Origin of the sequence: Mesorhizobium ventifaucium (assembly GCF_935822925.1) — a bacterium.
Lineage (GTDB): Bacteria > Pseudomonadota > Alphaproteobacteria > Rhizobiales > Rhizobiaceae > Mesorhizobium > Mesorhizobium ventifaucium.
Genome location: NZ_CAKXZS010000001.1, coordinates 73,860 through 88,670 on the forward strand (window position 1 = coordinate 73,860; position 14,811 = coordinate 88,670).

Below are 14,811 nucleotides of genomic sequence, written 5' to 3' on the forward strand. Positions count from 1 at the left end.
AACTCTGCCAGATCGATTGTTTGTGTGGCCGCAACTCATCGACGACGTCGCGCCAGTGGCCGCCGCGCGCCTCGGCCGAGCGGACGAGTTGGCGCCGATGTTGTAGTGGCGATCCGCGTCGTCATGGCCGGCAATCCAGGTCGAATAAGGCTTTGTCGCAAACCTCCTACAACCCGCTACGTTGCAGGAGTTAGTGGCTAAAACCGAGACGAGCCGAGATGGACACTAGGGTGGACACTACCAAACACGGAGTTTGATATGACGACGGGAGTGTTTGCGATGGTGTTTGGCGCGGCTGTTTTGCATGCGGCATGGAACGTCTTGGTCAAGGTGAATGCCGACAGGCTAGTCATGATAGCAGTCATGATGATGAGCCAGGTTGCCGTCGGTATGGTGGTTGTCCCATTTGTGGCGTTCCCGACAAGAAAGCTGGCCATATATTTGGGCTTCATGTGTGCTTAATACAGCCTACTGCGTATTTCTGATCAATGCATATCGTTATGGAGGTCTGAGCCACGTTTACCCCATTTCTCGGGGTTGCTCACCGCTGGTCGTAGCGTTCATCTCCGTCGCGATCGTGGGTGAAACACTGACCATGCAGGCTGGCTTTTCGGTTGTTGTTATCGCTCTGGGTATCATGAGCCTAACCGTGACGCATGGCGCGGGAGGCTTCCGGGAACCAAAAGCAATGCTGTATGCGGTGGGCACGGGCGTATTTATCACCGGATATACGGTCGTAGATGGTTTAGGCGCCCGTCTTGCCGAAAGCGCAGAAAGCTACACTTTCTGGTCTCACCTCTTCAACGGTATTCCGATAACCTTGGTGCGTTGTATCTGCGAAGGGGGCAGGTTCGGGTCTCGCTGCAGAAATGCTGGAAGGTCGGAGTGCTCGGGGGCATGATTTCTCTGTTGGCGTATTGGATTGTCACTTGGGCAATGACAAAAGCGCCTTTGGCTTTGGTATCCGCAGTCCGGGAGTCAAGCATGGTGTTCGCTGGGGACTGTCAGGAATTCTGTGCGCTGAGCTTCGTCGGTACGAAATGCACCCACACCCACGACAAGAGGCGTTTTGCCGCCGATGCATTCCACGGCAGCCTGGACGGCACGCTTCCTTTGCTCCCTCGTGAGGTAAGCATAGCCGCCCGTGCTTCCGAGCAGCCCGGTGGAGTCTGCTCCCGCGTGGTGAATGCGCTCGAGAAAACGAGCCAGTGCCTCGGTGTCGACATGCCCTTCCGTATCGGTTGGCGTGAGGGGGAACGCCGACAGGCCACGAAACAAAGTCATCATCTATCTTTTCGAAACTACATACGGGAAAGCAGCATACGCAGCCCGGCGAACGCGAAGAAGATCGCCAGCAGACTTTCGATCCAGCGGCGACAGCGGCGATACAGAGCCACCATCGGCGGTGTGGAGAAGACAATGGCGTAGCCGCAGAAGATCGTGACACTTAGGACGGCACAGCCGCCCAATATCGCCGCGATGCTCTGCCACGACGAATTCGGGCCGATCCCCAGCGTGACGAGCGCGATCCATGCCAGCACGGATTTTGGGTTCGCCAAATGCATCAAGAGGCCCCTTCTATAGAGCTCACCCCGTGAAAGAGCGACTTCGTCGGCCGACGCGCGTGCCGCCAGCTTCTCGTTCGACGTAAGCGCCGACCGTCCCGCCCTGAAGGCGAGGAATAGCAGGTAGAGGCCGCCGAAAATCTGCAGAACGAGCAGTGCCTGGGCGTACCTGGCCAACAGGGCGGAGATGCCGGTCGAGGCCATCAGACCCCAGAAGATCGAGCCGCTGACGACGCCCGAGGCGAGCATGAGCGCAGCACCTCTGCCGCGAGCCATCGCCACGCCCATGATGCGCATGTTGCTGGGGCCCGGGCTTCCCGCGGCAATGACATATGCAGCAAAGACAATGAGCAACTGATGGAGATCGACATTCATTCTCGGAGCCCTTGAAATTCTCATTCAAATCAATAAATGCGCCCGACCGGAAACGTCATTTGGTGATGGCGATAGCTTGGCTGACGATCCTGTAGCCCGGCATCAACGCGTTCAGCCCTTCGACCAGGGCATCCGTCGCCTCCGCCAGCGCTTCGTCGGGCATGGTTTCCAACGCCTCCAATATGAACCATATCCGGGCTGTTGCGGCCTCCAGGCGGGTTCGAGTTCCTTGTCGCCAGTTCCAGCGTCTGCAGGTGACGCCAATGTCGTCGCGCCAGATGACCTCTCCCAATAGAGGAGGATCGTCGACTGCCTCCCCGTTCATCAGAGTGTCGAACGTCTCGGTCCCGTCCGCGATCGTCAGGAAGGGTCGCCCGACATAGGCGTCGTGGTTCTCTCCGCCCACCGGGATTGCGTATTTCAGGCTGACAGCGTTGTAGAGATCGACGACTGGGTTGATCGTGGGAAGGGTGCCGTCTTTCAGAACCTGCTTTCTGAGGGCCTGGGCTGAGCACGGCGCCGCGGTTAGGCTTCGCGCCAAAGAGGACGTAGGCGTCGGACCAACTCGCCAGATGAGCTTCTGCCCAAGCCGGGCCACCCGCCAACACGCAATCGCAGGCTTCAGCAAGCAATCGAGGATCGAAATGTCCTTCTGCAGCTGAAGTGGCATCGACGTGGACGCTCACGGCTCTAAATCCCGATGCAATATTCTGAATTCGACCATCGATGATTGCACCCTCAAACATCCAGGCAACTCCATCAATTCAAGCGCAAGCAATCCATGAGCCGCGCGACCAGTGACGATCGCTTCCTTGACTACAAGCTAACATTGCAGTTGGCTGGCCCAAATTAAACTGCCACTTTTGGAGATTTTCATTGGTCCAGTATAAGGAGGGTTCTCGCAGGACGGGAGCGACGCGTCGAATTTATCAATCCTTGGTCAAGCAGATCGAGGCGTGAGGACGGTGTCGGTGACGCTCTACCTTCAAGTCGCTCGCTTGCGGAAGAACTGGGTGTTTCGAGGAGACTGTGACCGCCGCATTCGACCAACTCATTTCGGAGGGCTATGTCTGGGCAGCAGGGACGGAAAGCGTCGGTTGCGGCCGCAGGGCGGCCGAGCCAGGTCACCCCGGCCGACGGTTCGGCGATGGCCACGCGCCAACTCTCAGCCTATGCAGCTCGTGCGATGGCTCTGCCGTCGAACAGCACCGCCGGGAGGCCGCCGCTTAAGTTCGATTTCTGCCACGGGGATGTCGCGTCAGCGGACTTCCAACGGCCCCCTGGCGAAAGGCGATGAACACCGCCTTACTCACGCATCGCGACAGATTGGGACGATGGCCCGGCAGGAAGCCATAATGGTGTTGGCGTAACGCTTTTAGGTTGAATGCCCGATGCGAAGGTAGCTCAGGCGGTCGCCTTTTGCGGCCGGCTGAACGTATTTTCCGGGCGCGGCAAACCGAAATGGTCTCTCAGCGTTGCCCCGTCATAGTCGTGCCGGAAAAGTCCGCGCTTGCGCAAGATCGGTACCACCTCTTCGGCGAATATAGCGAACCCGCCTTGCAGATAGGGTGGCATGATATTGAAGCTGTCCGCGGCACCATTGTCGAACCATTCCTGGATCTTGTCGGCAATCTGTTCGGGCGTCCCGGCCTGGACCCAATGGCCGCGCGCCCCGGCGAGGCGGTGGAGCAACTGGCGGATGGTTGGATTTTCGCGCTCGATGATGTCGAGGACGACGTGGAAGCGGCTGCTCGCACCGCGCTCGCCCTCTACGTGGATAAGCTCACGCGGAAATGGCCCGTCCAGATCGTAGCTGGAAAGGTCGGCGTCTACGATGCGGCGTAGCTGGTGAAGAGAATATTCCGGCTGCGTCAGCTCATTGAACTCGTCATGCAGCGCGCGGGCTTCCGCCTCGGTGGAACCGATGAAGGGGCTGATGCCGGGCAAGACCTTGACGTGGTCAGGGTTGCGGCCAACCGACTTCACGCGCGCTTTGATGTCAGCGTAAAATTCCTGCGCGTTGCCGAGTGTCTGATGGGCTGTGAATATCGCCTCGGCATAGCGGCTTGCGAATGACCGTCCGTCTTGCGACGAACCTGCCTGGACGTAGACCGGACGCCCCTGCGGCGAGCGCGGAAGCGTGAGCGGTCCCTTCACCCGATGGTATTTGCCGATGTGGTTGATTGGGTGGATCTTGTCGGTGTCGGCAAAGATTCCGGACTCCCTGTCCGAGACGAGCGCGTCGTCCTCCCAACTGTCCCAGAGCTTCGTCACCACATCAACGAACTCGCCGGCGCGCTCGTAACGATCGGCGTGGGTTGGATGTCGGTCAAAGCCGAAATTCAAAGCTGCGGACGCATCGCCCGTCGTGACGATGTTCCAGCCGGCGCGCCCGCCGCTCAAATGATCGAAAGAAGCAAACAGCCGGGCCAGGTTGTAGGGTTCGTTGTAGGTGGTCGAAGCCGTGGCGATGAAGCCGATGCGTTCCGTCACAGCAGCGAGAGCCGAAATCCATGTCAGCGGCTCCAGTCTGAAGCGGCTTGCGTAGCGAATGTTGTCGGCAAGCGCGGGCCCATCGGCAAAGAACAGCGCGTCGAATTTGCTCGCCTCGGCCTTTTTCGCCAGTTCCTGATAATAGGAGATATCCAGCACTCTCTCAGGGGCGGAATCCTTGTAGCGCCAGCCGGCTTCATGATGGCCGCCAGGATAGATGAAAAGGTTGAGATTCAATTGTCGTTTTTCGGCGGGCATAGTTCGTCCTCCTGGGTGGTGATGCTGAGCGACAGGTCTTGGGGGGCCGTTCAGACGGGCAACACAGGCTTTGTCTCGACGCCGAGATGACGCAGAAGTTGGGAGCGGATCTCGCCGAACCGGCGATCGCCGTGATCGCGTGGCGTGGGGATATCGATCGCGATGTCGGCGGCGATCGCGCCGTTGTCGAGCACCAAAACCCGGTCCGCCAGCGTTACGGCTTCGTCCACATCATGGGTAACCAGCAGCACGGCCGGCTGGTGACGGGCGCAGAGCTGGCGCAGCAGATCGTGCATGCGCAGGCGGGTCAGCGCGTCGAGCGCGCCAAACGGCTCGTCCGCTAGCAGCAGCTCAGGATCACGAACCAGCGAGCGCGCCAATGCCACCCGCTGCTGCTCGCCACCAGAGAGTTCGACCGGCCACGCGTTCTCGCGGCCGCTCAGGCCAACCTCATCGAGAGCTACCCGTCCGCGTTCGGCGGCTTCCGGCAGGTCGAGGCCAAGAACCACATTCTCCAGCACTCGTTTCCATGGCAACAGCCGGGCATCCTGGAACACCACCGATTTCTTGTCGGGTGTTTCGAGTCGGCCGGAGCCGGAGACTTTGTCGTCGAGATCGGCGAGCGCGCGCAACAATGTACTCTTGCCCGACCCGCTACGGCCGAGAAGGGCGACGAACTCCCCCTTCTCGATGTCGAGGCTGAGGCCGTCGAGGATGGTTCGCGGCCCGAAACTTCTCACAAGGCTCTCGACCCGCACCACCGGCGCGCCGCTCAATCCGCCAAGGTGCGACGCCATGACAGGGACCTTTCCTGGAAGAAGCGGACGATGCCGTCGGAGGCTAGACCGAGCAATGCGTAGACGACGAGGCCGACGATGATGATGTCGGTCTGGCCGTAGTTGCGTGCGAGATCGATCATGTAGCCGATGCCGCTGGTGGCATTGACCTGTTCCACCACCACCAGAGACAGCCAGGCATAGGTCACCGCAAAACGCAGGCCAAGGAAGAACCCTGGAAGGGCGCCGGGCAGGATGACCTGGCGGATGAATTCGCCGTAGCCCATTCGCAAGGTCTGGGCCAGTTCGACATAACGGCTGTCTATGCTGCGCAAGCTGCTGTGGGTCTGGATATAGATCGGGATCAGGACAGCCAGCGCGATGGTCGTTACTTTCATGCCCTCGCCGATGCCGAACCACAGCATCAGCAGCGGGATCAGAGCGAGCGTCGGTATCGCCCGCTTGATCTGAACAGGGCCGTCGATGATGGCCTCACCAAGCCGCGACAAACCTGAAATGAGAGCAAGGATGGTCCCGATCAGGATTCCGAACACCAGCCCCTGTGCTGCCCGCCAGGCAGACGTCATCAAATGATGCTGAAGCTTCCCTTCGGCGATGAGATCGATGGCGGTGCCGACAACCGACCAAGGCGCCGGCAGCGTTCTTGGATCGATCAGGCCGGCGATACTGCCGATGGACCAGATCACGAGAAGAAGTGCGGGCCCGATCAGCGCGCCAAACGGGATCGTTCGCCCAAGTGCGAGTCGCCTCGTCCCGGTCTTGCGGGGCTCCACGGCCGGCGGGATCAACAACCTTTCATCCGATGCGGCAGGAAAGGCGGGGGCAACTGCGGCGGTGTTGGAGAATGCGTTCATCGGTGTCGTCTCCGGTCTCGGAAAGGAGGCGTCAGGAAGCGTTCAGCGCGTTTGTGGCGATCGCCTCGAAGCGCCTGTCGAACAGGTCCTCGGCCTTGATCGCGGGCTTGTTCAACTCCTTGGCCAGGAGATCGATCGTCGCCTGCTGGCGCACGATCACGTCGTTCCAGTCGGAGGGGATGTCGAACCGACCATCAGCGTTGACCAGATACTGGCCATCTTCTGTGTTGAGGCCCTGGGTGGCGACGTAGTATCCCTCGATCCACTCCTTGGGATGCTCTTCCACCCAACGGGCGGCCAGCGCCCAGTAGCGCACATATTCGCCGAGAGCGGCTGCTTTGGCCGGGTCGTCAAGCACGGCTTGTGGGGCATAGAGATGGGCTGGATCATCGCGCAAGCCGTGCGGGATGGTGGCAGCGCCGTCGGCGCCATACTGGCGGAGATAGCGCTTGATGAGGACGCCCGAGATCGGCGCGACGTCGACTTGCTTGCCGGCAAGTGCCACCGGATAGGCATCGCCTTTGCTGGGCAGTTCGATGAGATCTACATCCTCCTTTTCCAGGCTGGCGGCCTGCAGGATCCTCAACACCAGCGCGCCTTGTGCCTGACCGGGGCTGAAAGCAATCCGTTTGCCGCGCAAATCCGCGAGCGTCTTGACCTCGACTCCCGGTGCAATGCCGAGTTGATAAATCGGGCGCGCAACCGGTTCCTTGCGGAACTTCGCGGCAATGATCTTGACCTTGAGCCCCGTCCAGGTCGCGTGGATGGGTGGAATGTCGGCAACGGATCCGACGTCCAATGCGTTGGCGCGAAAAGCTTCGATTGTCTGTGGACCGCCGCTGATATTGGCCCATTCGACCTCAAACGGCAGTTGATCGATCAGCCCCGATAATTCCAGGGCCCTTTGCGTCTCGGGATCGCCGATACGAAGCACAGTGCCCGCCGGGATTTTGGTCGGCAGTTTGCCAGCGTCCGGGCTACCCGCCTGGGCAATGAGGGGGAAGAAAGAAGCGACCAAGCCTACCGCGAACGCGGTCACGAACCCATCAAACCTCCTTCTTGAAAATCTCTCCACAGCTAACACCATCGTCTTGCTCCAGTTTTGGGAAGGCTCCGAATTTCGCTGCTAGTATGTCCAGCGATTTGATAGACTATAAAAGTATCAGGTGCTGTTCTTTGCCACCCAAAGGAAACGCTGTTCGCCTCGAATGCTCATTCGGAGCACGCGCCGCCCAACAACAGGCGGCTTAGGGCGCTGCAGAGCAGGTCCCGTTCTGACCGGCGCCAACTCACGTCGTCGCCAAAAGCGGTTCCTGATGCCCTATGCGCCTTGCCAGCGAGTTCGGCTTGGAACAGGACCCAGCGTGAAGCTGCTAGCAGAAAAATCGCTTCGGCTCCGGTCGTGGAAGGACAGGCACTATGGCCTGCGATGATTACCGGCCGATAGGAACGGCCGGGCTCGTAAGGACCGGAAGAGCTGCTGTTTCCTTTTTGGGGGTTTTTCTGAAAAGTCTTCAGCCTAAACCTCATTATTGTGGTCCAGCCGTCGTATTTTCCAAGGCCAATGCACGGTAGAGTCATAGCACTTTGCCGCCTGCGCGGCACAGTAAGACGGCGTAGACCGTCAGGCTCTTCAAAAAACTATTCAGAGGGGATCGTCATCATTGATCCGGCGACTGGGAGGCTCGGCCGGTTGAAAAGAGGACGTTGGCAATGGGACGGCCACGAGATAGCTGGGGTGATCCACGCCACGCACTTGCACGGATCACCTGCCAAAAATGGCGGACCGGTCCCGGAATCGAGCCGCCGTCGCGGGTTTTTCGCGGCCGTAGCGGCCTCGCTGTCTGCTGTGCGCTTGGCGAAGCGCGCAGCAGATGAGAACCTGCGTGGGTCCCGCGGGCGCTGATAGTGCAGCCCGAGATACGGCTGCTCGACGAGCCGCGAGGGGCTCTCGAGGCCATGACCAAGATTTCCATACAGGAAGACCTGGCGCGCATCTGAGCGAGAAAACGTCATCATGGAAAGGCGTGTCAGCCGGCGCGGGCGTTTCGCGCCTCCAGCGCGGCATTCATCCCTGTGAGTCAGGCTTGTTTATATAGCGAAACTTCGACAAAAAGTCGCTCCGACTCGGATCGGGAGAAGGGAGCAGATATGGTCTTTCGATTGAAAGAGCGACTTGGCAAGAAACTTGAGGAAGAAGTGCAATTCTTCAAATGTTGGCAGAAGGATAAGAAAGGTGTGGGCGCACTCATGCCCACGTCGATCCATGCGGCGCGCCGCATGGCCAGTGTGGTCAACCCGCATTCTGGATTGCCGGTTTTGGAGATTGGTGCCGGGACTGGTGTCATCACCAGGGCCATCCTGGAAAGAGGCATCAAACCGCATCGGCTGACTTCGGTCGAATATTCCAAGGATTTCTATGACGGCCTGGTGCGACGCTTTCCGGGAGTGGATTTCCGCTTGGGCAATGCGTTTGCCTTGGAAGAAATTCTGGGGGAGCGCCGGGAAAAGTTCGATTGTGTCATAAGCGCAGTGCCGATGTTGAGCTTTCCGATGCAACAGCGCCTCACACTGCTCGAGGATTTGCTCGCACGAATCCCCGCCGGGCGACCTGTGATCCAAATCACCTACGGTCTTCTGTCACCGGTGCTCAAAATGCCCGACCGGTACATCGTTTCTCACTATGATTTCGTCGTTCTCAATGTTCCCCCCGCACAACTCTGGACCTATCGACGAGCAGTGTGACCACAGGGACGCGAGCGCAGGTGGCTTCGGAATCCTTGTACAGGACTGCAAAGCCGACTGAACTTGGTGCTAGGGCCAGCCATTCGCGCCCTAGCTGGACCGCCTTCCATTCCGCATTTTCTGAGGATCGATGTGATCGCAGCAGAGAGATGATGTTCGGCTACAAGCATTGAGAGCGGCGAAGCTTCCGCTAACGCCTATGTTTCTCCGGTATTTCGGAGATGCATTCCTCGAGACGCGCCAGGCGGAACTTCGCAGCGAAGTTCATGTCCGGCTTCGAAACGTCGATGGCGTCCTTGAGGTGTGGGCGCTATGAGGTCGCGCTCCAGTTCCGCAATGCGCGCACGCACCTGCCGAGCCTCGTCCTGACGCAACGCCTTGATCCATCCACGCCCGCGCATCGGACTTCCTGCCAGCACCCGACAGTGCACCGCTGGGTCGTTCACTTCTCGCCCAGCTTCGGGAGCGCTTCAACGGGCGCAAGCGCGCGCCCTCACCGGCAAGTGGCACATGGACGAGACATACATCAAGGTACGCTGCCAATGGATCTATCGTGCCGTCGACCGCGTCGGCGACATGGTCCGAGTTCTTCTTCAGCGAACACCGCGACCTGCCGGCAGCCAAGCGCTTCTTCCGGAAGGCCCTGGAGCGCCACGGCAGACCGGATCGCATCGTCATCGACGGCAGCCCGACCAATCATGAGGCGATCATTTCCTGCGACGCCGAACACCGTCTGCGGAATCGATCGCGACGAGCGCTGAAGCCGATCCGCATCCGCAAGAGCAAATACCTCAACAATCGGATCGAGCAGTTCGCGCCGCGCAAGATGGCGTCGGCCTGGGGCGCGCAGTTGCGCATGACGTTGGCGGCCTTGCCGGCGCATAGCGGGAACGAGGCCAGGGCGGCCTTCTTACGTTTAAGTACAGTCCGACACAGCAGGACAACGGTGTTGATTGCGGCGTCTTCGTGGTGGACGGCACGCGCGAGCTGGTTCAACGATCGGCGGACGAGCAGCGGCCCGAAACCCAACAGCCGCTGCCGCGATCGTCGCCTCTCGGCCAGCGTGAAGTTTTTCGATGTTCTCGGGTTTGAAGTAGCAGACCATTTGCTCGACAACGGATTGATGATGCCCCGGCGACGTGGCCAGGCGACTAGGAATGGGTGTTGATGTCCTGCTCAATCTGCCGTGCTGATTCCAGAATGTCATCGAAACTCGGCGGAGTGCCGAAGATCATGGCCGCGGTATTGGCATAGTCGCGCGTGAGCGCGTCCACCATCTTTGGAGCGGGCGCGATCGCGAAGCTGCCCGGGACTGCTGAGGCGAGGTCATAGTCGGGACGGTCGAAAAACATTCGTGCGTGCCGGACACAATCGGCGCCAAGATCGAGATCGCCGAGCGCGGCCTTTCCGGTCTCGGATCCGAGAAGACAGTGCAGGTCGTAATAGTGCCGAGACACCCGCTGGCCTTCCTGCCGCAGTTCGCCGCGCCGCTCGTGCCAGCGGCGCAATCCGTGGGCGATCACCACCTTGTCCCAGAAGGTGCGGGTCGCCTCGATCGTGGTCACGTCGGCGACGGTGAGATCAATGCCTGCCGCTTCTTCCGCAATATAGGGGGTGATCGTGATGGGGTGATTGGGATCGAGCGCCGATTTCGCCCCGGACTCGAGGCGTATGGCCGGTCGCACATAGGCGCTGTCACGCGGCTCCACCTCGGGGTACCAGAGCAGCAGCGTCTGCCCATCAGGATCGGCTTCATCGACTTCCACGCGGCCGACCCCGTTGGTACCGTCCGCTAGTTGAGCGGTGAGGAAGTCTCTCAGCGGCCCTGTGATATACGCACGGCAGGCGTCTCGGATGGCGTCGAGCTTGGCGCGACGCTTCTTGTTCGACAGTCCCTCAAGCTCTTCGACGGAGGCAGCCTCGTCGAGATCGTCGCGGAACACGGTAACGGAAAAACGCTGGATGAGGCCATAGCCTTTTGATAGCGACGTCCCGCCCTTGAAAAGCAGCCGTGGCTCCCCCTCAGGCCGTTCGTGGTAGAGCGAATTGAGAGTCCAGCAGACCCAGAAATCCTTTTCGACATTGCCTACCGGAGCTCCGATCCGATTGGCCGTGGCGAGGAACAGGTCGAGCCGGTCACGTGGGGATGCCGCGATGATCTGGCGGTAAGCATCGGTACTCATGGCTTCGCCTCCTGCGGGTCCGCCCTCAGAATTTCGCGGAGGAACTCCTGCATCCAGATCGGCACGGCGGAGAGACCGGCGCGCAGATCCTCGCGAATGGCCTCGCCGTGCTTGGGGTCGGCAAAAAGGCGGCGCAACGTCGCCTGGATACGCTTCCGTTCGCCCTTCTGGGTCAGCATGTCCTGCATCCAATGCAGGGCCTGGACGACCCGCATCCCCGGCCGATCCGCCCAATAGAGGCGGCTAGGGGCAGCGTATTTGAAGTGGATTTCCTGCGTGCCGAGCTTGATTGGCTTCAACCGCGCATCGACCAGCACTTCTATTCGGGCGGGGACGGCGGTCGTCAGGCCGAGGTCGTTGGCGGCCGTCATACCATCGATGACGGCGCGCGCCCGATCGCGGCGCGTGACGGCGCGGATCACAGCGCGATAATCCGGCACGGTGGCGCGGCCAGTCAGGTTGTTCGTGCGCGGCCGGTCATAGAGGCCTCGGTCGATCCGGCGCAGCTCCCGGCGGCGGCCAGGCGCTGCAGGGTTTTGTCCACGGCGGCGCGCGCGCCGAGATCGGCGAAGTCGCCGGGGGTCCAGACCTCGTCGGGTTTGGACTCAATGCGGGCAAGCAGGCGCGAGCGAAGATCGGCATTGGGCTCAACAATGGACATGTCCGAAATATGCGACAAGTTTCGGACAAAAGGCAAGGTTTGAGTCCGAAATATGCTACAATTTTCGGACAATCCGCGGTCGCGCCCGCGCTGAGGCGCGCCGCCATTTCGCCGCTGGCGGCGCCAGACGAGTTACCCCCGGGCGCGGATGCTGTAGGTGTCTCTCGACGATCCAGCGCAATACAGCACGTATGTCGATGAGGCCGAGCGCCTGCGCCTTGCTCGCCGGCATGCCGACGCGCAGGCCAGCCGTTGCGCTGCCGCATCGGTGGCGAGGACGACACGGCGACTGGCGCACCTATCAGCGCTCGCTAATGAACCCCCGCCGTGGTCCTAGTGGTGTGGGTAATGGCCCTCACGCCGGCGCAGCGAGAACCTTCTGGACCGCCGAAGGTGAACATCCGGCCACCTTGGCAACCTGCCTAACGGACAGCCGCTCGGCCTGATCAGATCATGGTCCAGCACCACGGGCCTGCCGGTCTTCCACGGCTCGCCCTTGGCTTCCGCCTTGGCTTTGGCCTTGGCGATCCCTTCCATGTGCCGTTCCTTCCTGAGAGCCGTCTCAAACTCGGCAATCCAAAGGATGCTAAACACGAGCTTCCCCGTCCGGGTGGTCGTATCAAGCGAGGCATCGTCCTGCACCTTGAACCCGACACCCTTCTTATCGAGGTCCTTGACGATCTGGCGGAGGTGCGCCGCTGTGCCAGTCTATCGACCTTGGAAACCGAGCACGGCAGTTATTATGAACGGAAAGGCCGCGCCGCCAACCAGCAAGGAATTACGAGGGCATGCGCGAAGTTGCTTAGTTGGTCGGCACGTTCGCCGTGCCGGGCGCTAATTTGGGCTTCGCAGGATGGATCGCAGAAACGACCATGCCTCCCGCTGCTCTTCATCAATCGCTTTGGATTCGTCCCAACCTTGCAGCCAAGAGCGTCGCTTTTTGGTCAATAGGGGATAAGGGCAGGCCGATCGGGGCAGCTTTAGGCAGTAATGCGTCTATGCCTTCGTCTCTCGGGTCGGGCTTGCCCACGTGTGTGCCTCCCTATGCTTTCCGCCAGGCGCTTCTATTCGCGCGGAGTTAAAGACGGTTCAAGGGTCAGAAGAGGAAACCGACCACGGCAGTTATTATGAACGTAAAGGCCAATTCCGCGACTTGGCCGAGAAGGAGTTGTAAAGTGCGGCGGCCTACCCCGCGCGGCGAATTTCCTCTCGCTTCGGAAGCTTCCAGTTTGGTCTTGGGAAATGACAGGTGTAGCCATTGGGATAGCGCTCGAGGTAGTCCTGATGCTCCGGCTCGGCCTCCCAGAAATCGCTGACCGGCACCACCTCGGTCACGAACTTACCGGGCCAAAGCCCGGATGTTTCGACATCGGCGATGGTGTCTTCCGCAACGCGCTTTTGCTCGTCGTCTTTATAGAAGATCGCCGAGCGGTAGCTCGCGCCGACATCGTTGCCCTGGCGGTTGCGCGTCGTTGGATCATGGATCTGAAAGAAGAATTCCAGCAGATCGCGATAGCTGATCGTGTCTGGATCGAACACGATCTCGATCGCCTCGGCGTGGCTGCCATGATTGCGATAAGTAGCGTTAGGCACTTCACCGCCGGTGTAGCCGACGCGGGTGGAAATCACGCCGGGGTAGCGGCGGATCAGATCCTGCATACCCCAGAAGCAGCCGCCTGCAAGCACAGCGCGTTCGGTCGTCATGGTCTCTGACCTCCTGAATTTGGGTTCATCGCCAATATAGGCATTGTTGCCATCTTTTTTCAGGCGCAGGCCATTTGACACCAACGCGTCGCCCGATGGAGATTACCCTGACGCCAGCGCAGTGTGCGCTCCACGTCAGTCGAGACGATCATGGGCAAATATCGAGACTATCGCGAACCACGCCGGCATCGCCATGACGATGACCCCGTTTCCTTTTCAGAACGAGCTTCTGAGCCAAGCTACTTTCACCGGCCAGCGATTGTGGCCGCAGACCCTGTCGACGCCGAGATATTGTGGTTCAATGCCAGCAAGGGTTTTGGCTTCGTCAAACTGTCGGACGGCACGGAAGCTTATCTGCACATCCGAGTGTTGGAGGCTGCCGGAAGCCGCGCTGTTTCCGAGGGAACACGTCTCAAAGTCGCGGTTGAACAAAGTCCAAGAGGTCGTCAGGTCGTGCACGTGCTGGAGATCAGCGATCAGATCGCGAAAACGCCGGCAGATGCGCGCCTTGCTGGGGGGTCCATCGCCGGGATGGGTGGTGCGCAGCTGGAGAGCGAGGGCACGGTCAAATGGTACAATCCCGAAAAGGGCTTCGGCTTCATTTCTCCCGAAAACGGTGAGAAGGACGTCTTCGTTCATGCCACCGCGCTGACCCGCTCAGGGCTCAGCGTGCTGGTGGAGGGACAGAAAGTGTTTGTCGAATGCGGGCAGGGCAAGAAAGGCCTGGAGGTCCGGAGCATTCGCCTCGCCTAGAAGCCAATACGTTGGCCAAGGGCCAAATTGGCGCTCATACAAAGAAAAAGCCCACTGCCGGGAGGAGGTGGCAGTGGGCTCGATTTGAAATGCAGCGCGGGAGGAGGTGCACCGCATTCAGCGCCGGCATCGCATCTGGGAGGAGTAGATGGCCGGCAACAGGATCATATCGATCGCCGCAGATATTGCAATGCACAAATTTCATATCGCATGCGCGAAGGCATTACCTGGGTGCAAGCATCGACATTGTCTCGAAAGAGCCACCCACCAAATCGTTGCAATAGATGGCGGCTTTATTTTGCCCTCCTTTGCATTGTTGTAAGGAGGGCAGAATACTATGCCGAGCGAGCGCGGCCGTTCTTATCGAAAGTCCCGTGGTTTAGGCAGCTTAGTCGGCATAGTTGCCGGCTCGGGATAAGATCC

The 14,811-nt window shown here is 60.0% G+C and carries 14 protein-coding genes and 4 pseudogenes; 6 read left to right on the plus strand and 12 right to left on the minus strand.

The genetic code is table 11. From position 1 onward, the window contains the following. Positions 1-258: 258 nt before the first annotated feature. Together NMG70_RS00320 and NMG70_RS32775 are read left to right on the plus strand one after the other, a co-directional pair. Positions 259-462, plus strand: a complete 204-nt coding sequence (locus NMG70_RS00320; protein WP_077378774.1) for a hypothetical protein — start codon at positions 259-261, stop codon at positions 460-462. After that, positions 407-901 (plus strand): EamA family transporter, encoded by a 495-nt coding sequence (locus NMG70_RS32775; protein ID WP_367185473.1) that lies wholly within the window; start codon positions 407-409, stop codon positions 899-901. Before NMG70_RS00320 ends, NMG70_RS32775 begins: the two co-directional genes overlap by 56 nt. A gap of 119 nt (positions 902-1,020) precedes the next feature. Here NMG70_RS32775 and NMG70_RS00325 read toward each other — a convergent pair. The 7 genes and pseudogenes from NMG70_RS00325 to NMG70_RS00355 form a co-directional block, all read right to left on the minus strand. Further along, positions 1,021-1,284 (minus strand): annotated as a pseudogene (locus NMG70_RS00325) (dihydrodipicolinate synthase family protein); the annotation flags it as partial. A 17-nt stretch (positions 1,285-1,301) separates the two neighbouring features. After that, positions 1,302-1,940 carry a LysE family translocator gene (locus NMG70_RS00330; protein WP_077378777.1) on the minus strand — a complete coding sequence of 213 codons (639 nt, stop codon included), beginning with the start codon at positions 1,938-1,940 and terminating at the stop codon, positions 1,302-1,304. Positions 1,941-1,995: 55 nt separating this feature from the next. After that, positions 1,996-2,686, minus strand: a pseudogene (locus NMG70_RS00335) (B3/B4 domain-containing protein). Between the two features lie 658 nt (positions 2,687-3,344). Next, positions 3,345-4,691, minus strand: coding sequence for an LLM class flavin-dependent oxidoreductase (locus NMG70_RS00340; RefSeq protein ID WP_254022730.1), 1,347 nt, complete (start codon positions 4,689-4,691; stop codon positions 3,345-3,347). Positions 4,692-4,741: 50 nt separating this feature from the next. Next, entirely contained in the window at positions 4,742-5,488 is a 747-nt protein-coding gene (locus NMG70_RS00345; protein WP_077378783.1) for an ABC transporter ATP-binding protein, read from the minus strand. After that, positions 5,464-6,342 carry an ABC transporter permease gene (locus tag NMG70_RS00350; protein WP_077378786.1) on the minus strand — a complete coding sequence of 293 codons (879 nt, stop codon included), beginning with the start codon at positions 6,340-6,342 and terminating at the stop codon, positions 5,464-5,466. Before NMG70_RS00350 ends, NMG70_RS00345 begins: the two co-directional genes overlap by 25 nt. Positions 6,343-6,373: 31 nt before the next feature. After that, complete coding sequence (locus tag NMG70_RS00355; RefSeq protein WP_254022833.1) at positions 6,374-7,426, minus strand: ABC transporter substrate-binding protein; 1,053 nt, start codon at positions 7,424-7,426, stop codon at positions 6,374-6,376. Positions 7,427-8,232: 806 nt separating this feature from the next. On the opposite strand from NMG70_RS00355, the pseudogene NMG70_RS00360 reads away from it, so the two are divergent. The 3 genes and pseudogenes from NMG70_RS00360 to NMG70_RS00370 form a co-directional block, all read left to right on the plus strand. Next, positions 8,233-8,340 (plus strand): annotated as a pseudogene (locus tag NMG70_RS00360) (ABC transporter ATP-binding protein); the annotation flags it as partial. Positions 8,341-8,493: 153 nt separating this feature from the next. Next, positions 8,494-9,087: a phospholipid N-methyltransferase PmtA gene (gene pmtA, locus NMG70_RS00365; protein ID WP_077378791.1), complete on the plus strand. Its 594-nt coding sequence runs from the start codon at positions 8,494-8,496 to the stop codon at positions 9,085-9,087. Between the two features lie 407 nt (positions 9,088-9,494). Continuing rightward, a pseudogene (locus NMG70_RS00370) lies at positions 9,495-9,898 on the plus strand (IS6 family transposase); the annotation flags it as partial. Positions 9,899-10,238: 340 nt separating this feature from the next. Here the strand turns inward: NMG70_RS00370 and NMG70_RS00375 are convergent. The 5 genes from NMG70_RS00375 to msrA form a co-directional block, all read right to left on the minus strand. Next, entirely contained in the window at positions 10,239-11,270 is a 1,032-nt protein-coding gene (locus NMG70_RS00375; protein WP_254022731.1) for a nucleotidyl transferase AbiEii/AbiGii toxin family protein, read from the minus strand. Then, entirely contained in the window at positions 11,267-11,776 is a 510-nt protein-coding gene (locus NMG70_RS00380; RefSeq protein WP_367185474.1) for a DUF6088 family protein, read from the minus strand. The genes NMG70_RS00375 and NMG70_RS00380 overlap by 4 nt, the downstream gene beginning before the upstream one ends. Further along, a complete protein-coding gene (locus tag NMG70_RS00385) occupies positions 11,725-11,931 on the minus strand; it encodes a hypothetical protein (RefSeq protein ID WP_254022732.1) in 207 nt (68 codons plus the stop codon). The genes NMG70_RS00380 and NMG70_RS00385 overlap by 52 nt, the downstream gene beginning before the upstream one ends. 333 nt (positions 11,932-12,264) lie before the next feature. Beyond that, entirely contained in the window at positions 12,265-12,573 is a 309-nt protein-coding gene (locus NMG70_RS00390) for a recombinase family protein (RefSeq protein ID WP_244554968.1), read from the minus strand. Positions 12,574-13,116: 543 nt separating this feature from the next. Continuing rightward, positions 13,117-13,635: a peptide-methionine (S)-S-oxide reductase MsrA gene (gene msrA / locus NMG70_RS00395; RefSeq protein WP_254022835.1), complete on the minus strand. Its 519-nt coding sequence runs from the start codon at positions 13,633-13,635 to the stop codon at positions 13,117-13,119. Between the two features lie 150 nt (positions 13,636-13,785). On the opposite strand from msrA, the gene NMG70_RS32575 reads away from it, so the two are divergent. After that, positions 13,786-14,388 carry a cold-shock protein gene (locus tag NMG70_RS32575; RefSeq protein WP_077379102.1) on the plus strand — a complete coding sequence of 201 codons (603 nt, stop codon included), beginning with the start codon at positions 13,786-13,788 and terminating at the stop codon, positions 14,386-14,388. The last annotated feature ends 423 nt before the right edge of the window (positions 14,389-14,811 follow it).